The sequence below is a fragment of the Acidobacteriota bacterium genome (assembly GCA_009838525.1).
GTDB lineage: Bacteria > Acidobacteriota > Vicinamibacteria > Vicinamibacterales > UBA8438 > VXRJ01.
The window spans coordinates 143,130-155,828 of sequence record VXRJ01000018.1; the positions used below are offsets into that span (position 1 = coordinate 143,130).

Here is a 12,699-nt window from a genome sequence, read left to right on the forward strand (position 1 = left end):
TGCCGGGTTCCCGCCGCGTCCCGCCGCTTCCGACGCCGCCCCGGCCGGACCGGCCGAACTGGCCGCCGCCGTCATCGCGGGAGACCGCCGGGCGGTGGCGCGAGCCATCTCCGTCGTCGAGCGGGAGGCGCCCGAGTCGGCGGCGCTGATCGGCGCCCTGTTCCCCCGGACCGGACGCGCGCTGGTGGTGGGGCTGACCGGCGCGCCGGGTGTGGGCAAGAGCACCCTGGCGAATCGGTTGACGGCGCTCTGGCGGTCCGCGGGCCGGACGGTTGGCGTGCTCGCCATCGACCCGACCAGCCCGTTCAGCGGCGGCGCGATCCTGGGCGACCGAATCCGGATGCAGGACCATGTCAGCGACGATGGCGTCTTCGTCCGCAGCATGGCGACGCGGGGTCAGTTGGGCGGACTGGCCCGCGCCACGTACGATGCGCTGGTGGTGCTCGATGCCGCCGGTTGCGAGGTCGTGCTCATAGAGACCGTGGGCGTTGGGCAGGCGGAGGTCGACATTTCGCGGACGGCCGACGTTTCCGTGGTGGTGACCGTCCCGGGTGGCGGCGACGACGTGCAGGCGATCAAGGCCGGAATCATGGAGATCGCCGACGTCTTCGTGGTCAACAAGGCGGACCGCGAGGGCGCCGACCGCGTTGTCGCCGACATCAAGGGCATGCTGGCCCTGCGCGACGCGCGCCCGGATGCACCCCAGCCGGAGGTGGTCCGGACGTCGGCTGCCACCGGCGACGGGATCGAGGAGCTGGCGGCGGAGGTCGCGCGCTTCGTGGCCGACGGAGGCCGTGGCGGGGAGCGAGCGCGCAGCCGTGCGCGCGCCCGCCTGGAGGCGATTGTCGCGGAACGGGTTACCGCCGCCATCACGGCCAGCGGCAGCATCGACGCGATCGTGGATGAGGTTGCCAGCCGCGCGCTCGATCCCTACGTCGCGGCGGAGCGGTTGATGCGGCACATGGCGAAGCAGTCGGGATGAAGCGCGTCGGACAGGAGAGGAAGAGCGGATGAACGTGGAACTGGATCACATCGGCATTGCCGTCGGCGACATCGATGCGGCGCTGGCCTTCTATCGAGCCGCGCTCGGTCTCGACGTGGACGGGACCGAGGAGGTGCCGGCCCAAGGGGTGCGCGCGCACTTTCTGAGGGTCGGCTCCGCATCCCTGGAGCTGCTCGAGGCGACGGCGGACGACTCGCCGATCGGGCGCTTCGTCGGCCGCCGCGGTCCGGGGCTCCATCACATCACGCTTCGGGTCGACGACATTGCGGCCTCGCTCGAACGCCTGCGCGCGCAGGGAGTGCGCCTGATCGACGAAGTCCCCCGCGACGGCGCGGAAGGCGCGCTGGTCGCTTTCGTTCATCCGTCGAGCGCGCACGGCGTGCTGGTCGAACTGAAGCAGGAGCGGCCGGCGGCGGGGGAGACGTCGTGAGCGCCGGTGATCCCATCCGGATCGGCGTCATTGGGGGAAGCGGCCTCTACGACATGGCCGATCTTGCCGGCCGCGAGCAACGCGTGATCGAAACGCCATTCGGCGATCCGTCCGCCCCGCTCGTCATCGGGACGCTCGCCGGCCATCGCATGGCCTTCCTCGCCCGGCACGGCGCCGGCCATCGCCTGATGCCGTCGGAACTCAATTTCCGGGCGAACATCTATGCGCTCAAGACGCTCGGCGTCGAGTGGATCGTGTCGGCCAGCGCCGTCGGCAGCCTGCAGGAGCGGTACTCGCCGAAGGACGTCGTCGTCCCGGATCAGTTCCTCGACCGGACACGCGGCCGCATCAGCACGTTCTTCGGTAACGGCATCGTCGCGCACGTCTCGCTGGCGCACCCGGTCTGTCAGGACCTCGCCGCCGTCGTGGCGGACGCGGCGGAGGCGGCGGGCGCCAACGTGCATCGGGGTGGGACGTATGTCTGCATGGAAGGACCGCAGTTCTCGACGCTGGCCGAGTCGCAGTTGTACCGGTCGTGGAACATGGACATCATCGGGATGACCAACCTGCAGGAGGCGAAACTGGCGCGCGAGGCGGAGATCTGTTATTCGACCCTCGCCCTGGTCACCGACTACGACTGCTGGCATCCCGAACACGATCAGGTGACGGTCGAAATGATCGTCGAGATACTGCACGCGAATGCCGCGATGGCCCAGCGTGCGATCGCCAATGTCGCGGCGCACCTGCCGGTCGCCAGGAGCTGCCCTTGCGCGACCGCCCTTCGCAACGCCATCATCACGCGCCCGGACGCGATCCCGGCGGGGACACGGGGCGCGCTCGAGCCGATCATCGGGAAGTACCTCTGATGGGGCAGCCGGTTCTGACCGTCGGGTCCGTCGCGTTCGATTCGGTCATCACGCCGTTTGGCGAGGCATCGCGCATCCTGGGTGGTGCCGCCACGTACTTCAGCGTTGCCGCGTCTTATTTCACCGACGTCCGCCTGGTCGCGGTGGTGGGGGAGGACTTCGGCAGCGAGCAGATGCACGTGTTCGAAGGTCGGCCGATCGACCTCGCCGGGCTGCAACGGGTGCCCGGCGAGACGTTCCGCTGGAAGGGCGAGTACGGGCACGACCTGAACAGCCGCGAGACGATCTACACGCATCTGAACGTTTTCAGCGAGTTCCGGCCGCACATCCCGGCGGCGTACCGGTCGAGTCCCATCGTTTTTCTTGCGAACATCCACCCGGCCCTGCAGCTGGAGGTGCTCGATCAGATCGATGCGCCCGAGTTCGTCGCGATGGACACGATGAACTACTGGATCGAAGGGACTCCGGAAGAGCTTCGGGCGGTGCTCCGGAGGGTGCACGCCGTCGTCATCAATGACGAAGAGGCGCGCCAGTTGAGCGGCGAAGCGAACCTCGTCAAGGCGGCCCGTGCGATCCGCTCGATGGGGCCCGGCCGCGTCGTGATCAAGCGGGGAGAGCATGGTGTGCTGATGACGCGTGACGACGGTTTCTTCGCCACGCCCGGGTTGCCGCTCGAGGAGGTGTCGGACCCCACCGGGGCGGGCGATACTTTCGCCGGGGGATTCGTCGGCCACCTGGCGGCGGCCCGCGACCGGTCGGATGCCGCGGTGACCCGCGCGGTGATCTGCGGCAGCGCCATGGCGTCGCTCACCGTCGAGGATTTCGGCCTGCGGCGCCTGCTCGCGCTCGACCGCGACGACATCCGTTTCCGCCTCGACGCGTTCAAGCGGCTCACCCATTTCGATGCGCTCTGAGGGTTTCCACACGCTGCTGCTCGCGCTCGTGGTGGTCGGCGTCGTCGGCTGGACCACCGCGCTCGTTGCCGCGCCGTACGTCCTGGCGCACCCGGACCCGGCCACCGGCGTCGCGTTTGCCGCTACGGGGACGTACCTTGCCGCGAGCCTGGTCTGCCACCAGTTGCCCGAGCGGTCCTTCCACCCCTGGGCGCGCAAGCTGCCGGTCTGCGCCCGTTGCGCCGGGTTGTACGGGGGCGCCCTCGGAGGTCTGCTTCTTGTTCCGTGGCCGGCCGGCGCGCGGCGGACGCGGGCGGTAATCGCGGCGGCGGCCATTCCGACCGTGGCCACGTTCCTGCTGGAGTCGGTCGGCGTGTGGGATCCGGGAAACGCGATCCGCTTCGCGGCGGCGCTTCCCCTCGGCGCCTCGGTGGCCTGGTTCGTCGCGAACGCCGCACGCGGAGTGGTTTAATCTTCGGCGATGGCACAACGTTCCGGCACGACCGACACACCGGCCGCCGCGCTCGTATGCGTCGTTGCCTGGGCGATGCCGGGGGCGGGGCATCTGTGGCTCGGGCGGACCGTGAAGGGCGCGGTGTTCCTGGTGGCGCTGCCACTGATGTTCGCACTCGGTCTGGGCCTGGAAGGGGAGCTGTACCCCGTCGATCCGTCACGTCCTCTCGTGGCCCTGCAGGGACTGGCCGATCTGGGGATCGGCCTGCCGTACCTGGTAGCGGTCGCGGCGGGGCTGGGGGACGGGCGTGTCGCCGCCGCCACGTATGAATACGGGAACACGTTTCTGGTGGTTGCCGGCCTGCTGAACGTGTTGGTGGTTCTCGATGCCTTCGACATCGCCCGGGGGAGGAAGTAGCCCATGGCGAGCCACTTCCTGTTGCTGATCGTCTTCGCGGCGTTCGTCTCCCTCGTTTTCGCGATGCTCATGCGGGATGAACCGCGCGAGCAGGCGCGCTACGGCGGCCTGCTTTTCGCCACCTTCGTTCTCGCGGCGATGGTGTTCGGCTGGTTGATGTACCCCTTTCCGCTGTGAGCGCGCTCCACCGCCGACGCATCGGACGTGCGCTCTGGATCTGGGGACCGGCTCTTGTCCTGACAGCGGCGATCTTCGCCGTTTCGCACTCGTCGGCGCCGCCCTTCGCAGGCAGCGTGCCTGACTACTGGGCCCACATGGGGATCTACGCGCTGCTGAGCGCCGCGGTCCTGCATGGGCTGCAGCGGGGAGACTGGCGCAATGTCACTCTCGCCCGCGTCGTCGTGGCGGTGTTGCTGTCGGCGGGATATGGACTGACGGACGAGTACCACCAGGCGTTCGTGCCGGGACGGACGCCATCGGCGCGGGACGTTGCCGCAGACGTCGCCGGGGGAGTCGTGGGCGCGGGCGGTGCGTGGGTCTGGAGTATAGTGTTGGCCGGTCGGCGCGGCCGGCGCCACACCTCTCATGGATCCTGAGAATTCGAGCGGCGCGGACAGTCTGGCAATTGAACATGACGGGGCAATCGCCACCGTCACCGTCACGCGGCCGAAGGTGTTGAACGCGCTGAACGTCGCGACCGTTGCGGCGTTGCACGCGGCGATGGACGAACTGGCGCGGGACGACGCCGTCCGCGTGATCATCCTGACGGGTTCGGGCGATCGGGCGTTCATCGCCGGCGCCGACATCGGGGAACTGGCGCCGCTTACTCCGGTCGCGGCCGAGGCGCTCGCCCGGCGCGGGCACGCGCTGTGCCACTTCATCGAACAGATGGGCAAGCCGGTGATCGCTGCGGTCAACGGCTTCGCCCTTGGCGGCGGATGCGAACTGGCGATGGCCTGCACCATCCGGATTGCCGCCGACACGGCCAAGCTCGGCCAGCCGGAGATCAAGCTCGGGCTGATACCGGGCTACGGCGGCACGCAGCGACTGCCACGCCTTGTCGGCCGGGGGCGGGCGCTGGAACTGATGCTGATCGGGGACCCGATCGACGCCGTGGAGGCGTACCGGATTGGGCTGGTGAACCGCGTGGTACCGCTGGCGGATCTCCGGCGCGAGGCGCAGGCATTGGCGCAGACGATCGCGGAGCGGGCGCCGGTCGCGGCGGGCTACATTCTCGACGCGGTGGAGCAGGGTCTCGGCATGACGCTTGTCGACGGCTGCGCCCATGAGGCGTCGCTCTTTGGCCTCGGCGCGGCGACGGACGATTGGCGCGAGGGGACGGGCGCGTTCCTCGAGAAGCGTCGCGCGAAGTTCACGGGGTCATGAAGGACACGCCGGTCATCGAAGGAGCGGCCGATGCATCCGGATTGCGAATCGCGTTGGTCGTCTCCGCCTATCACGGCGCGATTACGGGTGCGCTCAGAGACGGCGCGCTCGATGCGCTGGGGGAGGCAGGGGCCGACACGGCCGCTGCCGTGACGGTGATCGACGCCCCCGGCGCCTTCGAGATTCCGTTCGCCGCCCGCTGCGCGGCGGCGAGCGGACGTTTCGATGCGGTGGTCTGCCTCGGTTGCATCGTGCGGGGCGAGACGCCCCACTTCGACGTGCTCGCGTCGGCGGTTTGCCATGCCATCGCCGCGGCGTCCCAATCCACCAATGTGCCCATTACGTTCGGCGTGCTGACCACCAACACCATGGCGGAGGCGGAGGTGCGTTCGCGGGGTAACGACAACAAGGGGCGCGAGGCGGCGCTGGCGGCCGTGCAGTTGGCGAACGTGCAGCGCCAACTGCTGTGGTGACCGCGCGGGCGGACAGCCGTCGCGAACGCCACCGGATCCGCGAAACGGCGCTGCAGTTGCTCTATCAGTGGGAAGTGGCCGCGATCGCGATGGGCGAGGCGGACGACGCGGACGACGCGCTCGCGCTGTTCTGGTCCACCCATCCGGCCCCGAAGACCCGGCAGGCAGGCGCGCTGCGCCTGGCGCGAGGCACCGTGGGAGCGCTCCCGACGATCGATCCGTTGATTGAGAGTCACGCCGAGCACTGGCGGCCGGAACGGATGGCCGTGATCGATCGGCTGATCATGCGGCTGGCGATCTACGAGATGCTGGTGGAGCGGATGCCGCCGGCCGTCGCGATTGACGAGGCGCTGGAGCTGGCCAGGACGTTCAGCGGCGAGGAGGCCGTCCGATTCATCAACGGCGTGCTGGACGCGATCCGACGCGATGCGGTCGGCGCCGTGACGGTGGAGGACGCTGCAGACAGTGAGTGACGAACAGCGCCGGCAGCGGCGGGCCGTGGGCGCGCGGATCAGCGATGAAGACGCGCTGACTCGGGTTCGCAGGCTGCTCTCGAGGGCTCGTAAGCACCCGGATTATCCCCTGGGCCGCAGATCCCTCAATGCCATTCTGAAGTCGACCAAACTGCGCCAGGACTTGGTGGATCGCAAGGAGCGCCGCGCGTATTTGGAGGAACTCCTTGCCGGCCAGCCCGATATCGAGAAGTTCGAGTACGGCGAGAAGATTCTTTACGCGTTGAAGGAGCGCGACGACGAAGAGCTTGGCAATCAGCGCCAACAGAGGCTGGCGAATCACGGCGCGCTACGCGCACTGGGCATCGATCCCTACCCCGCCCGCTACGACTTGGCCGAGAGCGTCTCCGAGATCGTCGATAAACACGGCGAGAGTTCGAGAGAGGAGCTTGACGAAGCGCCTCGGGAGACGGTGACGGCCGGGCGGATCATCGCAATTCGGAGCTTCGGCAAGGCCAACTTTCTGGTCTTGTCAGACGGTCGGCGTCAGTTGCAGGTCTACGTACGCACCGACTCGCTCAGCGTTCGCGACTTCAGTGGCTTCAAGCTGCTTGATATCGGCGACCTGGTCGGGGCTGCCGGCCGTCTTTTCCGAACTCGGACGAACGAGCTTACCGTGTGGGCGCGGAGCCTGGCGTTCCTCGCCAAGTGCTTCGAACCGTTGCCGGAGAAGTGGAACAAGCTCTCGGACGTAGAGACGCGGTACCGTCAGCGTTATCTCGACCTGATCGTGAATCGGCGCTCGCGGGAGGTCTTCGAGACGCGCAGCCGCATCCTTGCCGCCATCCGCCGGTTCCTCGACGACCGTGGATTCCTGGAGGTCGAGACGCCGATGATGCAGCCGATCGCCGGCGGCGCCCTTGCTCGGCCGTTCGTCACCCACCACAACGCGCTCGATCTGCCGTTGTACCTGCGGGTGGCCCCGGAGCTCTACCTCAAGCGGCTCGTCGTCGGCGGGATGGAGCGCGTGTACGAGATCAACCGCAACTTCCGGAACGAGGGCATCTCGACGCGGCACAACCCCGAGTTCACGATGCTGGAGTTCTACGAGGCGTACAGCCACTACGAGGCACTGATGGAGCTGACCGAGTCGCTGATCGAGGCGGTCGCCGACGACGTGCTCGGCCGGCGGGAGTGCGTCTTCGACGGCGAGACGATAAGCCTCTCCGCCCCCTTTGCTCGCTCCACGCTGCGCTCGGCGGCGGCCGGCGCCGCGTCCGAGCGCCTTGGACACGAGATCCCGGAGTCCACCCTGCGCGATCGGACAGCGTGCGCGGCGCTTGCCGCGGACCTCGGCGTGGAGGTGCCCGCCGCCGCCGGCGCGGGCTGGACCGCCACGGCGATCTTCGAGCACCTGTGCGAGCCGTCGCTGGTGCAGCCGACATTCATCTACGACTTCCCGACCGAGGTGTCGCCGCTCTCGAAGCAGCGCCCTGACGATTCCGACACCGTGGAGCGTTTCGAGCTGTTCGCCGGCGGCATGGAGCTGGCGAACGCGTTCTCCGAGCTGAACGACCCGGCGGAACAGCGCCGCCGGTTCGAGGCGCAGCAGGCGGCGCGCCGCGCGGACGGCGGTCGCGACGAGGAGGCGCACGCCATGGATGAGGACTACGTCCGCGCGCTGGAATACGGATTGCCTCCCACGGGCGGGGAGGGAGTCGGCATCGACCGGCTCGTGATGCTGCTCACCGACAGCCCCTCGATCCGCGACGTCATCCTTTTCCCGCTGATGCGTCCTCGGAGCGCTCCTGCGCGTGACGAATAGGGGGACAATAGGCGGGAGGACTCCAAGTCGGCCCGATGGCGCTTCCCTTTGAGCTCTACGTCGCCACCCGCTACCTGCTGGCGCGGCGCAAGCAGGCATCGATGGCCAGCACGTCGCTCATCTCGGTAGCCGGAGTCACGGTCGGCGTCGCCTCGCTGATCATTGCGCTGGCCCTCATGACCGGCCTGGAGCGAGAGATGCGCGACCGGATCGTCGGCTCCCAGGCGCACGTCTACGTCTGGAAGGTCCTCGGCGGCGGCTTCGACGACTACCGGGCCGAAGCCGCGACGCTCGAAGCGGTGCCCGGCGTTGTTGCCGCCGCGCCCGCAATCCAGGGCAAGGCGCTCGCCCGGACGCGCGTCGGCGAGGTGTTCGTCAACATCAAGGGGATTGACCCGGAGCTCGAGGCGCGGGTCACCGAGGTGGCCTCCGCGGTGACGCAGGGGAGCCTCGACGACCTCTTGTCGGCGCCCGAAGACGCCTTCGGCGGAATCGTCATCGGCAAGGGCGTGGCGGAGCGCCTCGGGGCGTTCGTTGGCGACGAGATCGTGCTCGTCACCCAGAGCGGCACTCTCTCCCCGATGGGCGTGCTGCCACGGCCACGTCGTCTCGAGGTGGTCGGGATCTTCGATCTGGGGCTGTTCGAGTACGACACGACGTTCGGCTTCGTCAGCCTGGACACCGCCGCCCGGCTGTTTGGGCGCGAGACGGTCGAGATGATGGAGTTGCGCGTCGACGACATCTATGGGTCGCGCGAGGTGGCGGACCGGATTGCCGCAGACCCAGGCGCCGGCTACCTGACGGATGACTGGTCGCAACTGAACGCCGCGCTCTTCTCGGCGCTCTGGATCGAGAAGATGGCCATTTCCATCGCGATTTCCCTGATTGTCGTCGTCTCCGCACTCCACATCGTCGCGTCACTCATCATGCTGGTGATGGAGAAGAGTCGCGACATCGCGATCCTGAAGACGATGGGAGCGGGGCGGGGCGCTATCCGGCGCATCTTCGTTTTGCAGGGAGGCATCATCGGCCTCGCCGGCACCGCGGCGGGCGCCGCGCTCGGCTGGGGGGTGGCGACCGTGATGGACCGCTACCGGCTGCTTGAATTGCCGGGCGGCGTGTACCAGATCTCCTACGTGCCGTTCGTGATCCAGCCGCTCGACTTCGCGTTGGTGATCCTCGCCGCGAACCTCATCTGCTTCGGTGCGACGATCTACCCATCCCGCCACGCGGCGGGCGTCGACCCCGCCGAGTCCCTCCGCTACGAGTAGCGCGCGATGCCGTTCGTCGACATTGCGGGGCTGTCGAAGTCGTTCCGGGCGGCGGGTCGGGACCTGATGGTCCTCCGGGACCTCGAACTGGCGGTAGAGGCGAACGAGATGGTGGCCATCGTCGGCGCCTCGGGCGTCGGCAAGTCCACGCTGCTGCAGGTGATTGGGGGGCTCGACCGGGCCCAGCAGGGACGCATCGCGGTAGACGGCACCGATCTCGCTACGCTTGATGACGACGCCCTGGTTGGGTTCCGGCATCGGGCGATCGGGTTCGTTTTCCAGTTTCATCATCTGCTGCCGGAGTTCACGGCGGTGGAGAACGCGGAAATGCCGATGCGTATCGGTCGCCGGGCGCCGGCCGAGGCGCGGGATCGGGCCGAGGCGCTGCTCGCGCAGGTGGGCCTGGGGGATCGCTCGGCGCATCGCCCCGGCATGCTGTCGGGGGGCGAGCAGCAGCGGGTCGCCCTCGCGCGGGCACTCGTGATGCAGCCGGCGCTCCTGCTGGCCGACGAACCGACCGGCGATCTGGACGAGACGACCGCCGCCCAGATGCAGGACCTGCTCCGGACGATGCACGCGGCGCACGGGTTGACGTCGATCATCGCCACCCACAATATGCAGCTTGCGGGGGGCTGCGACCGCGTGCTGCGCCTCGCCAACGGCCGCCTCGCGGCCGCGTAGCCGCATCCCGCGGCGGCCTTGCGCTGCCGTCCCGTTGCCAAAACGTTACGGGGGCCTTGTTGCAACTACCGTATAATCGATTGCAACCGGCGGGGGCGCGATGTTCGAGCGATACACGGAACGGGCGCGGCGCGTCCTGTTCTTCGCGCGTTACGAGGCAAGCCAGCTAGGCAGCATCTCCATTGAGACCGAGCATCTCCTGCTCGGTCTGATCAGGGAGGGGAAGGGGCTCACGAGCCGCATCTTCGCCCGGTCGCAGCTCTCCATAGAGAACATCCGCAAGGAGATAGAGGGCCGGACGGTCTTCCGCGAGAAGGTTTCCACGTCCGTCGAAATCCCGTTCAGCGCCGAGACGAAGCGGGTGCTCCAGTTCGCCGCCGAGGAAGCGGACCGGCTGCTGCACAACTACATCGGCACCGAGCATCTCCTGCTCGGCATCCTGCGCGAGGAGCGTTCCGTCGCATCGACCGTCCTCTCCGAGAAGGGGATGCGGTTGAAATCGGTCCGCGAGGACATCGTGCAACTGCTGAACGAGAAGAACACGCCGGCGCGCGTCAAGGAGAAGGAGACGCCGCTTCTGGCCGAGTTCAGCCGGGATCTGTCGGCGTCGGCGGCGAAGAATATGCTCGATCCGCTCGTCGGCCGCGTAGCCGAAGTAGAGCGGGTGCAACAGGTGCTCTGCCGCCGCACCAAGAACAACGCGGTGCTCATCGGCGAGCCGGGGGTCGGGAAGACCGCGATCGTCGAGGGGCTCGCGCAGCGCATCGCGGACGGCGACGTGCCACATTTCCTCGCCGACCGGCGCCTGCTGGCGCTCGACATCCCGCTGATCGTCGCGGGGACCAAGTACCGCGGTCAGTTCGAGGAGCGCCTCAAGGCGATCATGAAGGAGCTGACCGAAAACCCGAACATCATCGTCTTCATCGACGAATTGCACACGCTGGTAGGGGCGGGCTCGGCGGAGGGCTCACTCGACGCCGCCAACATCCTGAAGCCGGCGCTCTCGCGCGGCGAGATCCGCTGCATCGGCGCCACGACGCCGGCCGAGTACCGCAAGTACATCGAGAAGGACCGGTCCCTGGAGCGGCGGTTCCAGGCCGTCAAGGTGGATCCGCCGACGGAGGACGATGCGCTCGAGATCCTGAACCGGATCAAGGAGCGGTACGAGAGTTACCACCACGTCGCGTACGCGACGGCGGCGATAGAGGCGGCCGTCCACCAGTCGAATCGTTACATTACCGACCGTTTCCTGCCCGACAAGGCGATTGACCTGATTGACGAGGCGGGCGCCCGAGTGAAGCTGCGCGCCGCCGGGTACAGCGAGGAATTCAGCCAGATCGATCAGAACATCCGGGTGGCGGTGGAGCAGATGGAGATCGCCAACGCGCGCGAGGATCACGCCCGCGTGCGCCACTACCGCGAGCAGGAGGAGATGGCCCGCGAGCACCTCCGCATGGTCCGGGAGAAATTCGACGTCAAGGGTGAGCGCCAGCCGGTCGAAGTGGCGAAAGAAGACATCGACGAGGTGATTTCGAAGTGGACCGGCGTGCCCCTGACGACGGTCAATCAGGATGAGAGTGCCCGGCTGCTCACGATGGAGGAGGAGCTGCACCACCGCGTGATCAGTCAGGAGCGGGCCATTTCCGCGCTCGCGCGGGCCATCAGGCGCTCGCGGGCCGGCATCAAGTCGCCGCACCGGCCGGTCGGCAGCTTCGTGTTCCTCGGCCCCACCGGCGTGGGGAAGACCGAGCTGGCGCGGGCCCTCGCGAACTACCTGTTCGGGAGTGACAGCGCGCTCATCCGTTTCGACATGTCGGAATACATGGAGAAGCACTCGGTTTCGAAGCTGATCGGTTCGCCGCCGGGCTACGTCGGCCACGACGAGGGGGGACAGCTCACCGAGAAGGTGAAACGACACCCCTACTCGGTGGTGCTGCTCGATGAGATCGAGAAGGCGCATCCCGACCTGTTCAACATCCTCCTGCAGGTGTTCGAGGACGGCCACCTGACCGACGGGCTGGGCAACCGGATCGACTTCAAGAACACGATCATCATCATGACGTCGAATATCGGCGCCCGGCACATCCAGAAGAAGGCGGCGCTCGGCTTCCAGTCGTCCGACGCGGCCGAGGTGCAGCGGAGCGTCACCGACATGGTGCTGGGTGAAGTCAAGCGGACGTTCAACCCGGAGTTCATCAACCGGGTGGACGAGTTGATCGTCTTTGAAGCGCTGACCGACGACGACCTGCGTCAGATCCTGGCCATGCTGGTGGAGCAGCTCAACCAGAATCTGGCCGTCCGCGATCTGCGCGTGGCGCTCGCGCCGGAAGCGGCCGACTGGATCATCGATACCACCTGCAAGGACCGGTCCTACGGCGCCCGGCCGCTACGCCGCGCCATTCAGCGCTACGTGGAAGATCCGCTCTCGGAGGAACTGATCCGGGGCCGTCTGGAGACGGGCGAGGTGGAGGTCTATCTCGATGACGGCGTGCTCGCCTGGCGGGCCGCCGGTCAGGAAGTGGACGGCCACTGCCTCGCCTGATGCTCC

14 protein-coding genes are annotated in these 12,699 nt (G+C 67.9%); all 14 read left to right on the top strand.

The features are described 5' to 3' along the window. Positions 1-58: 58 nt before the first annotated feature. The 14 genes from meaB (at position 59) to F4Y45_06560 (ending at position 12,693) form a co-directional block, all read left to right on the top strand. On the top strand, positions 59-982 hold the full coding sequence (gene meaB, locus F4Y45_06495) for a methylmalonyl Co-A mutase-associated GTPase MeaB (protein MXY24156.1): 924 nt from the start codon (positions 59-61) through the stop codon (positions 980-982). A gap of 28 nt (positions 983-1,010) precedes the next feature. After that, the gene (gene mce / locus F4Y45_06500) at positions 1,011-1,433 is read left to right on the top strand and encodes a methylmalonyl-CoA epimerase (GenBank protein MXY24157.1); all 423 of its coding nucleotides are present in this window, start codon (positions 1,011-1,013) and stop codon (positions 1,431-1,433) included. 53 nt (positions 1,434-1,486) lie between these two features. Next, complete coding sequence (mtnP, locus tag F4Y45_06505) at positions 1,487-2,299, top strand: S-methyl-5'-thioadenosine phosphorylase (GenBank protein ID MXY24158.1); 813 nt, start codon at positions 1,487-1,489, stop codon at positions 2,297-2,299. After that, positions 2,299-3,213, top strand: coding sequence for a sugar kinase (locus F4Y45_06510; GenBank protein ID MXY24159.1), 915 nt, complete (start codon positions 2,299-2,301; stop codon positions 3,211-3,213). Before mtnP ends, F4Y45_06510 begins: the two co-directional genes overlap by 1 nt. After that, on the top strand, positions 3,203-3,664 hold the full coding sequence (locus tag F4Y45_06515) for a DUF2085 domain-containing protein (protein ID MXY24160.1): 462 nt from the start codon (positions 3,203-3,205) through the stop codon (positions 3,662-3,664). The genes F4Y45_06510 and F4Y45_06515 overlap by 11 nt, the downstream gene beginning before the upstream one ends. 9 nt (positions 3,665-3,673) lie before the next feature. Then, positions 3,674-4,063 (top strand): hypothetical protein, encoded by a 390-nt coding sequence (locus tag F4Y45_06520; GenBank protein MXY24161.1) that lies wholly within the window; start codon positions 3,674-3,676, stop codon positions 4,061-4,063. A gap of 173 nt (positions 4,064-4,236) precedes the next feature. Further along, entirely contained in the window at positions 4,237-4,659 is a 423-nt protein-coding gene (locus F4Y45_06525) for a VanZ family protein (protein ID MXY24162.1), read from the top strand. Further along, positions 4,649-5,449, top strand: a complete 801-nt coding sequence (locus tag F4Y45_06530) for a hypothetical protein (protein ID MXY24163.1) — start codon at positions 4,649-4,651, stop codon at positions 5,447-5,449. The genes F4Y45_06525 and F4Y45_06530 overlap by 11 nt, the downstream gene beginning before the upstream one ends. Beyond that, on the top strand, positions 5,446-5,922 hold the full coding sequence (locus F4Y45_06535; protein MXY24164.1) for a 6,7-dimethyl-8-ribityllumazine synthase: 477 nt from the start codon (positions 5,446-5,448) through the stop codon (positions 5,920-5,922). Before F4Y45_06530 ends, F4Y45_06535 begins: the two co-directional genes overlap by 4 nt. Then, positions 5,916-6,395: a transcription antitermination factor NusB gene (gene nusB / locus F4Y45_06540; GenBank protein ID MXY24165.1), complete on the top strand. Its 480-nt coding sequence runs from the start codon at positions 5,916-5,918 to the stop codon at positions 6,393-6,395. Before F4Y45_06535 ends, nusB begins: the two co-directional genes overlap by 7 nt. A gap of 262 nt (positions 6,396-6,657) precedes the next feature. Beyond that, positions 6,658-8,199, top strand: a complete 1,542-nt coding sequence (gene lysS, locus F4Y45_06545; protein ID MXY24166.1) for a lysine--tRNA ligase — start codon at positions 6,658-6,660, stop codon at positions 8,197-8,199. 35 nt (positions 8,200-8,234) lie between these two features. Next, entirely contained in the window at positions 8,235-9,470 is a 1,236-nt protein-coding gene (locus tag F4Y45_06550; protein MXY24167.1) for an FtsX-like permease family protein, read from the top strand. Between the two features lie 6 nt (positions 9,471-9,476). Continuing rightward, the gene (locus tag F4Y45_06555; GenBank protein ID MXY24168.1) at positions 9,477-10,151 is read left to right on the top strand and encodes an ABC transporter ATP-binding protein; all 675 of its coding nucleotides are present in this window, start codon (positions 9,477-9,479) and stop codon (positions 10,149-10,151) included. A 100-nt stretch (positions 10,152-10,251) separates the two neighbouring features. Beyond that, the gene (locus F4Y45_06560) at positions 10,252-12,693 is read left to right on the top strand and encodes an ATP-dependent Clp protease ATP-binding subunit (GenBank protein ID MXY24169.1); all 2,442 of its coding nucleotides are present in this window, start codon (positions 10,252-10,254) and stop codon (positions 12,691-12,693) included. Positions 12,694-12,699 lie beyond the last annotated feature (6 nt).